Source organism: Ureibacillus thermosphaericus (genome assembly GCF_012396605.1).
GTDB lineage: Bacteria > Bacillota > Bacilli > Bacillales_A > Planococcaceae > Ureibacillus > Ureibacillus thermosphaericus.
Map to the genome: position 1 here is coordinate 60,887 of NZ_JAAXPW010000010.1, position 15,362 is coordinate 76,248.

At 34.3% G+C, this 15,362-nt stretch carries 14 protein-coding genes; 7 read left to right on the plus strand and 7 right to left on the minus strand.

The annotated features are described in order from the left end of the window. Nucleotides 1-328: 328 nt before the first annotated feature. On the minus strand, nt 329-1,468 hold the full coding sequence (gene nspC / locus HF990_RS06170) for a carboxynorspermidine decarboxylase (protein ID WP_016837888.1): 1,140 nt from the start codon (nt 1,466-1,468) through the stop codon (nt 329-331). After that, nucleotides 1,468-2,694 (minus strand): saccharopine dehydrogenase family protein, encoded by a 1,227-nt coding sequence (locus HF990_RS06175; RefSeq protein ID WP_016837887.1) that lies wholly within the window; start codon nt 2,692-2,694, stop codon nt 1,468-1,470. The genes nspC and HF990_RS06175 overlap by 1 nt, the downstream gene beginning before the upstream one ends. Nucleotides 2,695-3,151: 457 nt before the next feature. Between HF990_RS06175 and HF990_RS06180 the strand changes: the two genes are divergently transcribed. From HF990_RS06180 to HF990_RS06195, 4 genes are all read left to right on the plus strand, one after another. After that, complete coding sequence (locus tag HF990_RS06180) at nt 3,152-3,532, plus strand: GntR family transcriptional regulator (RefSeq protein ID WP_168412220.1); 381 nt, start codon at nt 3,152-3,154, stop codon at nt 3,530-3,532. Nucleotides 3,533-3,544: 12 nt separating this feature from the next. Further along, a complete protein-coding gene (locus HF990_RS06185) occupies nt 3,545-4,645 on the plus strand; it encodes a DUF1648 domain-containing protein (RefSeq protein ID WP_168412221.1) in 1,101 nt (366 codons plus the stop codon). Between the two features lie 123 nt (nt 4,646-4,768). After that, the gene (locus HF990_RS06190; RefSeq protein WP_016837884.1) at nt 4,769-6,475 is read left to right on the plus strand and encodes a glycosyltransferase family 4 protein; all 1,707 of its coding nucleotides are present in this window, start codon (nt 4,769-4,771) and stop codon (nt 6,473-6,475) included. 29 nt (nt 6,476-6,504) lie between these two features. Beyond that, the gene (locus HF990_RS06195) at nt 6,505-7,614 is read left to right on the plus strand and encodes a glycosyltransferase (protein ID WP_096552256.1); all 1,110 of its coding nucleotides are present in this window, start codon (nt 6,505-6,507) and stop codon (nt 7,612-7,614) included. 86 nt (nt 7,615-7,700) lie between these two features. Here the strand turns inward: HF990_RS06195 and HF990_RS06200 are convergent, their stop codons facing one another. Together HF990_RS06200 and HF990_RS06205 are read right to left on the minus strand one after the other, a co-directional pair. Next, entirely contained in the window at nt 7,701-7,910 is a 210-nt protein-coding gene (locus HF990_RS06200; RefSeq protein WP_168412222.1) for a hypothetical protein, read from the minus strand. 185 nt (nt 7,911-8,095) lie between these two features. After that, on the minus strand, nt 8,096-9,373 hold the full coding sequence (locus HF990_RS06205; protein ID WP_168412223.1) for a nucleotide sugar dehydrogenase: 1,278 nt from the start codon (nt 9,371-9,373) through the stop codon (nt 8,096-8,098). A gap of 214 nt (nt 9,374-9,587) precedes the next feature. Between HF990_RS06205 and HF990_RS06210 the strand changes: the two genes are divergently transcribed. The 3 genes from HF990_RS06210 (at nt 9,588) to HF990_RS06220 (ending at nt 12,706) form a co-directional block, all read left to right on the plus strand. Beyond that, nucleotides 9,588-10,559 carry a glycosyltransferase family protein gene (locus HF990_RS06210; protein ID WP_016837880.1) on the plus strand — a complete coding sequence of 324 codons (972 nt, stop codon included), beginning with the start codon at nt 9,588-9,590 and terminating at the stop codon, nt 10,557-10,559. Between the two features lie 90 nt (nt 10,560-10,649). Then, nucleotides 10,650-11,756: a DegT/DnrJ/EryC1/StrS family aminotransferase gene (locus HF990_RS06215; RefSeq protein WP_016837879.1), complete on the plus strand. Its 1,107-nt coding sequence runs from the start codon at nt 10,650-10,652 to the stop codon at nt 11,754-11,756. Next, nucleotides 11,753-12,706: a Gfo/Idh/MocA family protein gene (locus HF990_RS06220; RefSeq protein ID WP_016837878.1), complete on the plus strand. Its 954-nt coding sequence runs from the start codon at nt 11,753-11,755 to the stop codon at nt 12,704-12,706. Before HF990_RS06215 ends, HF990_RS06220 begins: the two co-directional genes overlap by 4 nt. An 80-nt stretch (nt 12,707-12,786) precedes the next feature. Here the strand turns inward: HF990_RS06220 and HF990_RS06225 are convergent, their stop codons facing one another. The 3 genes from HF990_RS06225 to HF990_RS14930 all read right to left on the minus strand — a co-directional run. Further along, entirely contained in the window at nt 12,787-13,506 is a 720-nt protein-coding gene (locus tag HF990_RS06225) for a DapH/DapD/GlmU-related protein (protein ID WP_016837877.1), read from the minus strand. A 93-nt stretch (nt 13,507-13,599) separates the two neighbouring features. Further along, complete coding sequence (locus tag HF990_RS06230; RefSeq protein ID WP_168412224.1) at nt 13,600-14,709, minus strand: tetratricopeptide repeat-containing glycosyltransferase family 2 protein; 1,110 nt, start codon at nt 14,707-14,709, stop codon at nt 13,600-13,602. Between the two features lie 451 nt (nt 14,710-15,160). Further along, the coding region (locus HF990_RS14930; protein ID WP_210730762.1) for a hypothetical protein at nt 15,161-15,362 on the minus strand (202 nt) is incomplete at its 5' end.

Here is a 15,362-nt window from a genome sequence, read left to right on the forward strand (position 1 = left end):
CTCTAATTGCAAAGGAGGGAGTTTAAACAATCTTTCGGCCTGACTAATTGCCGAAAACTGTTTATACAACAATAATGGTGGTAAGTAAACGATAAACCCTAGTTGATGTGCATCAATAACGATGCACAATCCTAGGGTTTTAATTTTTGTGTTTTTTTAATACCGGTTCCAATTAAACGATTAAAAAAATTCAGGAGTTGTTTTTGTCCTTTATTTTCTTATTGTTGCCGATTTTTTACAGCATAATTAATGGGTACAGGGGTTTTCTGAAAATAAGGGCAGTATAAAAAAACACCAATTGGTGGCTAGTCCAATTGGTGTTGAATAATTACGATAAACGATTACGGTAATCTTCGTACTTAAACTGTCTAATTACTTTGATGCCTTCTTCTTCATTATATAAGCAAATGCTCGGTAAGTTTACACCGTTAAACATATGGTTTTTCACCATTGTGTAATGAGCCATATCAGTAAATACAATTTTGTCTCCAGGTTTTAGCGGTTCATCGAATGAATAGTCACCAATAACATCTCCTGCAAGGCATGTCATACCACCAAGTCGGTATGTGTATGGTTTATCGTTTGGTGTACTTGCACCGATAATTTGAGGACGGTAAGGCATTTCCAATACGTCAGGCATATGACAAGTTGCCGATGTATCGAGAATTGCGATTTCCATTCCATTTTTTACGATATCAAGCACAGTTGTAACAAGGTAGCCCGTATTTAATGCAATCGCTTCACCTGGTTCAAGAATAACTTGAACATCATATTTGTCTTTTACATAGTTAATCAGATCAACTAGTTTATCGATATCATAATCTTCTCGTGTAATATGATGTCCGCCACCAAAGTTTACCCATTTCATCTGGTGTAAGTATTTCCCGTACTTTTCTTCAAAGTGTGGAAGTATACGTTCAAGCACGTCTGAATTTTGTTCACACATTGCATGGAAGTGGATTCCTTCAACACCATCTAATTCATCTGGACGGAATTGGTCAAATGGAATTCCTAATCTTGAATTGATTGCACATGGATCATAAAGTGCAGTTTCCACTTCAGAGTAACCAGGATTTACTCGCAAACCAATGGATACGTGCTTGTCTAATTTTTGGATTTTTTCTTTATATTTATTTAACTGATCAAATGAGTTAAATACAATATGGTCAATATATTTTAAATACTCATCAATTTCATGTTCAGCGTAGGCTGGTGAATAGGCGTGAACTTCTTTTCCGAATTCCTCATATCCTAAACGAGCTTCGAAAAGGGAACTTGCTGTTACCCCTTTTAGATATTTACTTACTAACGGGAATGTTGAAAACATGGAAAAGCCTTTTAGTGCAAGTAGAATATCGCAACCAGTACGCTGTTGTACAGAATCTAAAATTTCTAAATTTCGCTTTAATAAGCGTTCATCTACAACGTAACTTGGGGATGGTGCACTTTTCCAGTTAATCGCTTTCATTATTTTACCTCACGTTTTTCTAGATCTAATTCAAGCAATTCTGGATCGAAGCTTTCTTTCCATGGAAGTCCCCATTTATTTAATTCTTCCATGAATGGATCTGGATCGAATTCCTCTACGTTCCAAACACCAGGTTTTTTCCATAGACCTTTAATAACAAGACTTGCACCAATCATCGCTGGAACGCCAGTTGTATAAGAGATTGCTTGGCTTCCCACTTCACGATAGCATTCTTCGTGGTCACATACATTGTATAAATAGTAAGTTTTTTCTTTGCCGTCTTTTACGCCGCGGAAAATACACCCGATATTTGTTTTTCCTTTTGTACGAGGTCCTAATGACGCTGGATCAGGTAGAACTGCTTTTAAGAATTGAAGAGGTTGAATCATTTTTCCTTCAAATTCAATCGGTTCAATTGATGTCATTCCAACATTTTCAAGTACTCGTAAGTGCGTTAAATATTTTTCTGAGAATGTCATCCAGAAGCGAATTTGTTTAAGGCCTTTAACATTTTTTGCTAAAGATTCTAATTCTTCATGGTAAAGAAGGTAAATATCTTTTGGACCTACTTCAGGGAAGTTATATACTTCTTTAAATTCTAATGGTTCAGTTTCAACCCATTCTCCATCTTTCCAGTAGCGGCCATTAGAAGTAATTTCGCGAATGTTAATTTCAGGGTTGAAGTTAGTCGCGAATGGTAAGCCGTGGTCACCTGCATTACAATCTAAAATGTCGATGTAATGAATTTCATCAAAATGATGTTTTAATGCGTAAGCTGTGAAAACACCTGTTACACCTGGGTCAAATCCACAACCTAATACAGCAGTGATTCCAGCTTTTTCAAATTTTTCTTTATAAGCCCATTGCCATTTATATTCAAATTTAGCTGTTTCAGGTGGTTCGTAGTTAGCAGTATCTAAGTAGTGAACACCTGTAGCTAAACAAGCTTCCATAATAGTTAAGTCTTGATATGGTAATGCTACGTTAATTACCACATCTGGTTTAAAACCATTGATTAATTCAACGAGTTCGTCAACATTATCCGCATCTACTTGAGCAGTGTGGATAATTGTTTTGCCACCGTCGAGTTTCTCCTTTAATGCGTCACATTTTGACTTTGTTCGACTGGCAATCATAATTTCCTCGAACACGTCTGAATTTTGCACACATTTGTGTACCACAACACTAGCTACACCGCCAGCACCAATAATCAATGCTTTACCCAATTCTTTATAACCCCCTTAATGGAAAAATAGTATTAAGCAATGAATTAGATTATACATAATAATTTTTTTCGTATCAATTCTTTTTTAAATGAAAATAAAAAAAATTTTAGTCAATTAAAAAACTAGATAAGATTTGAGTTTCTTCTTATTTTATTTGTTAATTGGCTGAAGTATATGTTGTCTACTTTTTAAATGGGAATGAGTGAGATTTTACGATACAAAATATTCAACATTTATGAGTTTGTAATTGGTCAATTAAGCAGGGAAATTCGTCAAATGGGTTCAAGTATTCGCAACTTTCGGCAAAAATATTGTCTAGGAAAAATATATCTATAAGTCCGAGAAGTCATGCTTTTTAGCAATTAGTCAATTTTTAATTACTAAGAAATAAAAATTTGTTATACACAAAGTAGAACAATTTTGTTATAATAAATGTAGAACAGATTGGGGTGAGGATATGATCATTAGAATTGAACCAGATTCAGATATACCAATTTATATTCAATTAACGAATCAAATTATTGAAGGGATTGCGAAAGGTGATTTAAAACCAGGGGAATTTCTTCCGTCTGTTCGTGCTTTTGCAGCGGATTTGGGGGTGAATATGCATACAGTCAATAAAAGTTATCACGAATTAGAAAAAAAAGGGATTATCGAAATTGTGCCAAAATCAGGTGCGGTCATAAAGAGACATTCCCATATAGATCAAGAAGCATATGAAAGGCTTTATCAGATGCTTAAGCCTCAAATTGCTGAAGGGCTTGTATTAGGGATAGAGAAAGAAGAATTGGTGGATTTAATTGAGAAAATTATAAATGAAATGAAAAAAAATTCTTAAAGGAGGATTGCAATGGCATTATTAATTTCATTGACTATTTTACTGTTTTTAGGGGTTATTCAAGCGATTGTGCCATATTTAGTTAAAAGAACAGTTGTTTTTGGAGTAATGATTCCTGAACAACATATAAAAGATGATTATGTCGTATCTTATAAAAAACAATATTCTATATTGGCCTTAATTTTTTCTTTATTAATGATATTAATGTTTTGCTCATGGATAAGTCTAAAAAATCCTTCTGATGAATTATTGATTTTAGTATGCACTGTCATTGAATTTGGAATTATTTTTGTAAATTTAGCATTATTCTATTACTTCCGAGAAAAAATGAAACAATATAAAGAAGAAATGCAGTGGACGAAACAAATGAAACAAGTGTCAGTAGTTGATGTATCTGTTCGTTCAGAAGATCATTTGCCACCATGGTTTATTTATTTATTCCCAATGGTTATTACTATTGGATTAATAGTTTATACGCTTTATCAATATGATTTATTGCCAAATCAAATTCCAACTCATTGGGGACTGAATGGAGAGCCAGATGCCTTTACTGAAAAAACACCTTTGACTGCTATTCAAATGTTGCTATTTTTACTGTTGCTTCAATTGATGTTTTTGGGAATACAAATAGGAATGAAATTTTCTGGAATTAAGCTGAGTGCCACAAACTTGACTGCTTCGAAAAATCGTCAATTAACATTAAGAAAATCAACTAGCTGGTTTTCGTTTTACACTGTATTGTTATTAACAATGTTGTTTTCATTCTTCCAATTGACGACCATTCATCCGGAATTGTTCGGCGATTCAATATTGAAAACGATTTTGCCTTTTGGATTTTTATTTTTGATTTTAGTTGGAACAATTGTCCTTGTAGTAAAGGTAGGTCGTTCGGATAAAACGCCACCAGCATCGTTAGAAAAGGGAATTATGGATGTGAATGATGATCAATATTGGAAAGCAGGTTTGTTTTATTTTAATAAAAATGACCCATCGATTTTCGTCGAGAAACGATTTGGTGTAGGGTGGACGATTAATTTAGCTAACCCAATTGGTTTCCTTATTCTTATTGTCCCAATAGTGATTATTCTTATTATTACATTGTTGATCAATTAATTAAGATATCAAGTCATACTCGTTAATAGGGTATGACTTTTTTTAATCGTTAGATGATATTCACTTTAACGTCAAACCTACATAAAATACTGTGGAACGAACTATGTGATGAAGGTGAAAACGTTGATACAAAAACTTAGATCCCTGGAGTTCCAACATCGATTAGCACGTGTTTCTCATGCGTTTGAGCAAAACGTAACAAAGCATGATGAAAAAAAAGAAATGCTTCATATTGTTTACGTTATGACCCATACAGGTGTCTCAGGCGGTGCAAAAATTATATTTGAACATGCAAACAGACTTACACGGCTTGGAGCAAAAGTTACAATCGTTGCTCATTATGAAAAGCCGGCTTGGTTTCCGATTGAAGCAGATTATATTAAAGTTCCTTTTGATTTAGAATTAGCGAAAGGCATTCCAGACTGCGACTTGATTGTAGCGACTTACTGGGATCATATTCAACCATGTATTGAAACAGGTATTGCCCCAGTTGTTTATTTTGAACAAGGTGATTTTCATTTATTTGATTACGACAACATGAATCAAACATTAAAGAATTTTATTCAGAAACAATTTCAATTACCTTCTTTTATTTATACTGTTTCTCAACAAGCTGCTGATTTAATTGAAGCTATTTATGGCAGAGAAGCGAAAGTATATCCCAATGCAGTTGATGAACATATTTTTACTCGTGAAGGCCATCGGGAGGAAGGAGAGCATCCATATTTATTAATGGTAGGAGGAGAAAGAACTGCGTTTAAAGGAATCTCCTATATTATGGATGCTTATGAAAAGCTCAAAGATAAATTTGCACTTGATTTATATTGGATTACACCTGAAACACCGTCAGAAAAAATGAAACAAAGAGTAACGAAGTATTTTGTTAGTCCAACACAAGAAAAGATTGCTTCTTTATATCGAGGTGCTGCTTTATATGTATCTGGCTCTACTTATGAAAGCTTTTCCTTGCCTCCACTAGAGGCGATGGCATGTGGATGTCCAGTTGTAACGACGGATAACAAAGGGGCATTAGAATATGCAGTACATCAAAAAAATGCATTAATTTGCCGTATGAAGGATTCAGAAGATATGGCGGAAAAAATTAAAGAATTGCTTACAAACCAAGAATTGAAGGAAAAGTTAATTCATAACGGATTAGAGACGGCAAAACAATATAACTGGAATAAAATTATTGAAAATATTTTGCATTATTATCAAGAAATTGCATCCTTTAAAGTTCAACCACGAAATAAATTAAGCGATTGGAATATCATGATTCATCAAGAAAATTGTTTCAACCATGATGATTATAAGAGATTAGAAAAATTCCTCCTTGTTACAAATGCTGATATTGTGAAAGTACCTGTCATTTATCAAATCGATAAAATTCCTACAATTGCACGATGGGAAGTAGCAGCAGTTCGAAAAGAGGTTGAAGATGGCTTGGTAGAAACATGTTTTTGTCCTGTACGTCCAGATAATAAGTTTCAACTCTATAATCTGAAGGGTTATCAGTCTTTTCTTTTAAAACTATTTGAGCAAGCGTTAGAAGAATTTTTGGCGTTACAGAAAAACGGAGATGAGAAGGAGCAAGCCGTAGCTGAAAAATGGGTTATATTGACGTTAATGAGATTGCAAAGAAAAGAAGAAGCAAAGAGAAGATTAAAAGAATTAATGACAAAACATCCATATAATGCAGATTTATATAAATTATCTCTTCTATTGGAAGGAAAGGATAAGGACAATTTAAAACCGATTTACAACCTTAAAATATTAGGTGATGCCACATCCTATCCCGAATTTTTCTTTAACATTGTTTCAACAGTATAGGGGGATAAAATTAGGAAAGAGGTGGACAGATGATCAGTGTCATTTTACCAGTCTATAATGCTGGTCATTATGTAAAAGATTCGATTGCTAGTATATTGCAGCAAACTGAAAGGAATATTGAGTTAATCGTAGTGAATGATGGTTCGACGGACAATAGTGAAGAGATTATATTGTCATTTAATGATGAACGGATACGTTATGTAAAGCACGAGACTAACAAAGGAGTTGCCGCTGCCTTTAATGAAGGATTAAAAATTGCTAAGGGTGATTATATTACTTTTCATGGCGCAGATGATTTGTCTTTGCCCAATCGATTTGAGCGATTATTAGCTGAATTTTGCTGTGAGCAAATTGGGTATGTTCATTCCGATATGTTGCTTATTACGGAACATAATTCTCCTTTTAGTTATTGGCAAGCTGCAAATATTTCTCCGAATGATATTTATTCATTTTTCCTTAATGTTGGTACCCCATTTAATAATGGAACCATCCTATTTAGAAGGGAAGCTGTAGAGCATATTTATTTTGATGAAAGCATCAAAGTTGGTTCCGATACAGATTTTATCTTAAAAGTGGCGAAAGAAAAATGGCGTTCTTCCCATGTTCCTGAACCGTTGTATATCTATAGAAGACATCAAGCAAATATTACGAAGAATAGAAGTTATGAAGAATTAGCGAGGCATATCCGTTTAAATATTCAAGATGAAGATTTGATGAGTCTTAACGAAGTCAATGAAAAAGGAGAGGAAAACAATTTATTAACAGCAAAATTGATTGCAGGGCTTGCCTTATCACGAAGATGGATGAAACAAGAGGGATTTTCTCTCTTTCATGAGGCAATACCATTAGTTAAAACAGAAAGGGATCGTCACTTTTTTGAAGGAATGAAGGGGTTAGTTGAAAATAATTATAGGCATGCTGTCCATCATTTTCAGCAAATTACGGATCGCAATCATATTGAGGAGAATTATCTTGGGGAAGCGTTTCTCCATATGAAGAATTATAATACGGCCTATGAGCACTTTATAAAAGCACTGCAACTATCACCAAACTATCATACGCCTGTGAAAAATTTAAAAATCATTGGCATATTGAAAGGGTATAATATTATTGATAAACATGTGGATCATTTCAGATAAAAAAGTTTTTAATAAAAAAGGTCGTCAAAAAAGAGCGAATGGAAGGAAACGATGAAAAATTTCCCCTTCGCTCTTTTTTTTAAAGGTTAGACAGATCTAACATCTACTCGTACAGATAGAGTATCCACAAGTGCAGATAAAGATTCAACTTGTGCGGATAATGTTTCTACTTGTGCGGATAATGTTTCTACTTGTGCGAATTGCGTTTTAACATGTGCGGATAATGCTGCTACTTGAGCGGATAAAGTTCCCGCTTGTGCGGTTAGCGTATCAACATGTGCGGATAGTATTCCCACTTGTGCAGATGTTACTTCTACTTGTGCAGATAGTGCATCTACTCGTGCGGATAGAGTATCACATGAGCGGATAATTCTGCTACTAGTGCGGATAGTACTCCTCCTCGTACGGAAAGAGTTCGTACTGTACAGAAACGTTTTCGTTAGTGCAGGATCCTCCTTCTACAGAAGCAGCTTATGTCGTTTTACTGTACACCAATTCCTCGATATTTCATTCCTAAACTCTCAATCTTTTTCTGATTGAGAGCATTTCTTCCATCTAAAACGAATTGACAGTTTGGGAAGAGTTCAAATTTAAAATCTCTATATTGATCATGAAAAGCTTGAAGAATGATAGAATCAATCTTTTCACGATTTTCTATAGAAAAAGGCTTTACTTGAAAAGCAGCAATTTCTTCTGCAGTGTAAAGAGGATCGTCAACATATACTGTAGAACCTCTTTTTTTCAATTCATTTGCAAGCAGAAGAGTAGAAGATTTTGTAGTTTCTTTCACATTTTCTCGGAATGAAAGTCCTAAAATGAGAATGTTTTTATTTTCAAGAGTTGAGAAATATTCTTCCACTTGATCAACAGCATATTTAGCCATTTTGTCATTTATTTCCCTTGAAAGAGGTACCAGTCCATCACTTAAACCATTGTTAATAAAAAAGTAAGGATAAACCGGAATACAATGGCCGCCTACTCCGACACCAGGAAAGTGAAGATGGGAAAAAGGCTGGCTATTTGCTGCTTGAATTACTTCCTTAATGTTAACTCCTAATGAGTCAGCATATACAGCCAGTTCGTTCGCTAATGCAATATTAACATCACGGTAAACGGATTCAGCTACTTTTGTAAATTCAGCGGTCTCTAAATTGCTGACAGGCATGATGTCACAGTTTAAAGCTTTTTTATAAAAGGATATGACTAATTCTAGACTTTTTTCGTTATCACCGCTGACCACTTTTGGATAGTTAGAAAGGTCTTGAATAATACGATTTGAGTAAACTCTTTCAGGACTATAGCCTAAATGGAAATCCGTTCCTAATGTTAATCCTGAAAGCTCGGCGATTCTTTTGCCAAAACGGTTTCTAGTATCTCCAGCAGGTAATGTTGTTTCAAAAATAACTAGCGTTCCTTTACGAATCCCTTTTCCGATATCTTCTACAGCTGAGTCAATGAATTCATAGTTGATTGTTCCTTGTTCATTTACTAATACGGGTACAATGACAATAACCACATCAGATTGTTTCACTGCTTTAGTCGTATCAACTGTGGCTCGAAATGTCCCCGCTTTCCATGCTTCATATAATAGCTGATCTAATCCTGGTTCATTTTGAATATGTGAAATTCCTCTATTCACAGTTTCAATGACTTTTTCGTTTTTATCGGCGCCAATGACATTGAAATGCCCAGAGTTTGCAACAACTGCTGCAAGTGGTAATCCAATTTTACCTAACCCAACAACAGTAACAGTTTTCATACATTCAACTCCTTTTTACCTTAACAACTTTGTAGAGTTCAATCCTAAAAAAACTCTATTTTCTTTCCATCACATAAATCATATGTATAAAAGTTGTCGATGGTGTAAGAGTTTCTCATCTTTTCTCTTTTTTCAGCAAATTTAGTGAGAACGTTTAAACACTTGGTATGAATGAAACATATATTGAATGTTGTGTAGGGTAGGAGGGGGTAAAATGCAAAAAAAACTTAAAATATTAATTCTGATTCGACAATTTACAAAAAATTTTCCGAAGCATAAACATAAATTTGAAACGATCAAAGCGATTGAAAAATTTGCTGATGTTCGATATTGGTACAGGGATGGAAATATTCACGATATTCTAAAACAACTTGATTTTAAACCTGACTTTATTTTCCATTATGATATAGGTTGGGGATACGTATTAGCCCCAAGGATTACAGGACTTCATGAAATAAACATTCCAAAAGGTTGTTATGTAATTGATACACATTATTCACCTGCAGAAAGACGAAAATATTTCGAACAAAATAAAATCGATTTGATTTTTTCTGCAACGAAATCTTCTTTTTTGAAAACTCATGCAAAATATAAAGATAAATTCAGATGGTTGCCTTTTTCTATTGATCCAACTATTTTTAAAGATTGGCAATTAGAAAAAGACATCGACTTCTTATTAATTGGACAATTGTATGACAGAACAAAAAAAACAGGGTATCAATCAATGACGCCAAAAGGGAAATATCCATTTAGAGAAGCGGTATTGGAGAAATTGAGGGGAGAGAAAGGATTTGTTTTTCATCCTCACCCAGGCCATAATGCTTCTTCCAATGCTTTAGTAAATGAGAAATATGCAAAAGAATTGAATCGTGCGAAAATCTTCTTTACTTGCGGCTCGAGATTACAATATCCTGTCTTGAAATATTTTGAGGCTCCAGCTTGTAAAACCCTTCTCCTTGCAGAACCTGTACCTGATATCTTGGAATTGGGATTTAAAGATGGAGAGAATTTTGTTGCATGTAATCAATCTAATTTCTATGAAAAGGCTATGTATTATTTAAAAAATGAAAAAGAGCGCAAAAGAATCACGGAAAACGGCTATCAATTTATTCATACAAAACATACAAATGATGTCAGGGCAAAAGAATTTGTCCAAGAGGTGCAAAAATTTTTAGACAAATTGTAAAAGTACAATCAGTTTCAATGGATTTTGCATAGTATAACGTTTAACATCCTTTAAAAACATTTCTAACTTTTAAGAGTTGGAGGAATCAAATTGAATATTCCCTTGATTGACTTAAAAAAAGAGTATGAGATGTATGGAAAAAATATTGAAAAAGCTGTTATCGAAGTAATGCAAAGTGGTTCTTATATTCTAGGAAATAAAGTAATGCAATTTGAAAATGAGATTGCAAATTACTTAGGAGTTCAATTTGCTGTAGGTGTAGCAAATGGTACGGATGCACTGCTTCTAGCTCTCGAAGCACTGGATATAGGTGAAGGAGATGAAGTGATTACTTCGCCGTTTACTTTTTTTGCTACTGCAGAAGTTATTGCAAAAGTTGGTGCAAAGCCTGTATTTGTTGATATAGAACCGAATACCTATAACATCGATGTGAATAAAATCGAAAAAGCGATTACGGAAAATACAAAAGCGATTATCGTTGTTCACCTGTTCGGTATGGCAGCAGAGATGGATGAGATTATGAAGATTGCTTCGAAATATAAGTTAAAAGTGATTGAAGATGCTTGTCAGGCAATAGGAACGGAATATAAAGGTAAACGAGTTGGTGGTATTGGTGATATTGGCTGCTTTTCCTTTTTCCCAACGAAAAATTTAGGTGCATTTGGGGATGGAGGATTAGTTGTAACAAACAATCCAGATATTTTTGAGAAAATTTGTTTTTTACGCAATCACGGCAGCAAAGAAAGATATGTTCATACATCAATAGGGATGAACAGTAGATTAGATGAAATACAAGCTGCAATTTTAATAGAAAAACTTAAATATTTAGATATGTTTATATTTAAGAGAATGACTGTGGCTAACAAGTATACCCAAGAACTTAATCATTTGAAACGAAAGCCGCCGCAATATACAGATAGGAGCCATACGTATCATCAATATTGTATTGAAGTAGATGAAAGGGACCAACTTATAAACTTTTTAAAACAAAAGGGAATTGCCACTGGAATCTATTATCCTATTCCGTTGCATTTACAAAAAGCCCTTCAGTACCTTCAATATCAACAAGGGGATTTCCCTGTTTCAGAGAAGGTGGCAAAACATATTTTAGCACTTCCAATTAATCCTACGATTACTGTAACAGAACAGGAATATATTATTAAAGCTATGAAAGAGTTTGCAGGTGTTTCATCATGAGTTTAGTAAGAGTTGGTGTCGTAGGTACTGGAAAGATGGGTTTTTTTCACTGTTCAAAATTAAAGCAAATGAAAAATGTGAACTTTATCGGAATTTATGATACAGATATGAATAGGGCAAAAAAGATTAGTAAAGCCTTTCAAGTTAAAGCGTTCAATACTTATACTGAACTATTGAAAAATATTGATGCGGTCATTATCGCGACACCTACACCATTTCACTTTTCATTAGCAGCAGAAGCGATTGTTCACAATAAACATGTATTTGTTGAAAAACCAATTACAATGACGGTAGAAGAAGCAGATAAAATTAAAGCGCTTCTGAAAAATAAAAATCTTAAATTTCAAGTAGGGCATATTGAACGGTTTAATCCAGCTATAAGGCGAATTCATGACTATATTCGCCCTGAACAAATTATGAATATTGAAGCAAGAAGACTTGCTTATTCAGATAGAATAAAAGATACAGATGTTGTATTGGATGTTATGATTCATGATATTGATATTATTTTGAGCATAATTAAAAGTCCGATTAAACGAATCTCAGCAGAGGGGATTCGTTTACGTGATGCTGTGAAGTATGACACCGTTTCAGCAATACTTCTGTTTGAAAATGGAATTGTCGCAAATTTATTAGCAAGTAATATATCTCATGAAAAGGTGAGAGAACTTATTATTTATGAGAAAGAAAAAGTGATTAAAACGGATTATTTAATGAGACAGCAACAACTTGTCATGAATGAATTAAATAATCATTCTACAGTTCCAGTCGGAACAGAGACCGTTATTGCTAATATTGCCCTACCTTATTCCGATCCATTACTGGAAGAGCTTCTACATTTTATTGACTGTATCTATTCAGATACAAAGCCGCTTATCGGCGTTGAGGAAGGAAGAGCGGCGGTAGAGGTTGCATTGAAAATTAAACAAAGTTTAATAGATTCACAATAAAAAAGAAATGTATAACTCTTTATGATGATGGTAAAAGAGTTATACATTTTTTTAGTTGTTATAAATATATGAATTTCTCTTTACTTTTCTGCATCGTTAGAATTTATTTTTGAAATTTTTTTAGCAGGCACGCCGACAACTGTTTCATTTGGCTGAACGTCTTTTGTTACTACGGAACCAGCACCGACTATAGCGTTTTCGCCAATAGTTACATTTGGTAGAAGGGTAGCGTTATTTCCAATTTTCGCTCCTTTTTTAATATGCGCTCCTTTTAATTCATACGGTTTTAACCCCATGTATTTATCATTTGACATAGACACACATGGACCGATAAAAACATCATCCTCTAAAATGGTATCACCAGTTATATAGGCCAAGGTTTGTATTGTACATCTTTTCCCAATTGACGTATTTAGCTCAACAATAGCACCTCTGCCAATAACTGTTTGGCTGCCGATTGTTGAATTCTCTCGAATGCTAGCATGGTCAGCAACAAAAACGTGGTCTGCAATCTCTGAGCCAGCGTAAATCGTTACATTATTTCCGATTTTTGTATTTTCTCCGATGATTAGATGAGGCTGTTTCACATTGGATGCCCTCATTTTTTGATTTCCGCTTTTTTTGACCCCTAAAACACAATTGGACCCAATGATTACATTGTCACCAATAATCGTGTTTTTTAGGATTACTGTATGATGTCCAATCGTAACATTTTCTCCGATTGTGACCCCTTCTTCAATTACCACATGTTGCCCAAGTTTAATGCTTTCAGGTAGTTGAGGTTGCCCCAGTTTGCTCATCCTTTCATTTTTGTTTTTGGAAATAGGGCTTTTCGTTTTCTAACTTCGAATTAATCGAAAATAAGGAAATTCACCTTCAATATTTTAGACTTACTATTTAACGCTATCTTTCCTATTTTGATTTTTTAAGTAGCTTTGAAAAAATTCTTCATTATATAAAACTTTCGGATCATTTGGGATATATTGTTTCGTCAATTCGTGGTGTTTAATTGATTCTTCAACATTTCCTAATTGCCAATAGCAAACGCATAGAGCGAGATGCGGATACCAGGTTGTGTAAGAAGTATGGTGAAAGCCGCCTGTTTTTTTATGTTTCATCTTCACAGCCAACTGATACCAAAACAAAGCGGTTTTGAAGTCTTTTCTTGCTTGGAAGATGTCTCCGATGCGGCAGCAGGCCTCAGATCTCGGTTCATCATAGTTAAACGTTTTAAAGAGAGCCATCAATTCATTCTCTTTTTCTCCGAGACGAGCATAACAGTCGGCCATATATATACAAGCTCGAATATTATCTTCTATCCAACCTTTTTTGCCATCTAAAAATTCTTGATAATAAATAATCGCTTTATTGTATTGTTTATGATCTTTAAGCTCATTGGCATAATAAAACAAATCTCTTGGTGAAAACTCTTCTCCATTTTTGATGCGATTTTCATAAATTCTTAGGTTTCTGCCGATTGATTGAGTATCCACTTTTTTCTCTCTCTTTTTATGATGGATGGAAATGTCCGCTTCCAATATATTTCCGTGAACAGCAAGATATTCGTGTACTGGTCCAATCCATTTAAATCCTTTACTTCGTTTCACAAGGCGGTTTCTTCGGTAATGGAAGGTTGGATTTCCATTTCCGTCTGTAGCGGCAATATAGTTCATGGAGACAGCATCAATATTGCTATTAAGGTTTTTTTTCAGCTTTTTAAACTTTTTTTGCTCTTCTGGAAGAATAACATCATCAGCATCTAACCAGAGAATATAATCTTTTGTTGCAAGACTGAATGAATAGTTTCTCGCTGCTGAAAAGTCATCAATCCAAGTAAAGTCATATATTTTATCTGTAAATTTACTTGCGATTTCTTTTGTTCTATCTGTCGAACCCGTATCGACAATGATGATTTCATCACAAATTTCTTCAACACTTGATAAACAATTTGCCAAAACCTCTTCTTCATTTTTGACAATCATGCAAAGACTGATCGTCGGCATTTATACACCCCTCTACTAATCGAAATAACTATTTATATATATATGTAGCTTTAAATAATTCGGAACTTACGAACGAAAGGTGTAATAAATAAAAAAAGGAAAATGGTGATTGCAGCCCATCGAAATTTTCCTTATTGGGTAAGTAAAATTGCAATAGCTAATAAATGTAAAGCATAATGAGTGGAAGTTATCGAGGGAAAGTATAAGGAGAATTTTTATGGGGAAAGTGGAAGAAGAGCGATTAAGAATTTTAATCTGTTTAAATGCCAAAGCCAAAAATTTGCTCTTGTAGAGATGGGATAATAGTCAAATTCAAAGAAATAATAGCCAATTCGCCAGAGATAATAGTCAATCCAGATAAAATAATAGCCAAAGCCAAAAATTCGCATCATCAGAGATGGGATAATAGTCAAATCCAAAGAGATAATAGCCAACTCGTCCGAGATAATAGTCAACCTAGATAAAATAATAGCCAAAGCCAAAAATTCGCATCAGCAGAGATGGGATAATAGTCAAAAGCAGTGAGATAATAGCCAATTCGCCAGAGATAATAGTCAATCCAGATAAAATAATAGCCAAAGCCAAAAATTCGCATCATCAGAGATGGGATAATAGTCAAATCCAAAGAGATAATAGCCAACTCGTCCGAGATA

Coding starts and splice junctions, on each gene's coding strand:
- HF990_RS06180 (WP_168412220.1), top strand. CDS start 3,152: ATGATCATTAGAATTGAACCAGATTCAGATATACCAATTTATATTCAA.
- HF990_RS06185 (WP_168412221.1), top strand. CDS start 3,545: ATGGCATTATTAATTTCATTGACTATTTTACTGTTTTTAGGGGTTATT.
- HF990_RS06230 (WP_168412224.1), bottom strand. CDS start 14,709: ATGCCGACGATCAGTCTTTGCATGATTGTCAAAAATGAAGAAGAGGTT.
- HF990_RS06225 (WP_016837877.1), bottom strand. CDS start 13,506: ATGAGCAAACTGGGGCAACCTCAACTACCTGAAAGCATTAAACTTGGG.
- HF990_RS06220 (WP_016837878.1), top strand. CDS start 11,753: ATGAGTTTAGTAAGAGTTGGTGTCGTAGGTACTGGAAAGATGGGTTTT.
- nspC (WP_016837888.1), bottom strand. CDS start 1,468: ATGAAAGCGATTAACTGGAAAAGTGCACCATCCCCAAGTTACGTTGTA.
- HF990_RS06210 (WP_016837880.1), top strand. CDS start 9,588: ATGCAAAAAAAACTTAAAATATTAATTCTGATTCGACAATTTACAAAA.
- HF990_RS06205 (WP_168412223.1), bottom strand. CDS start 9,373: ATGAAAACTGTTACTGTTGTTGGGTTAGGTAAAATTGGATTACCACTT.
- HF990_RS06195 (WP_096552256.1), top strand. CDS start 6,505: ATGATCAGTGTCATTTTACCAGTCTATAATGCTGGTCATTATGTAAAA.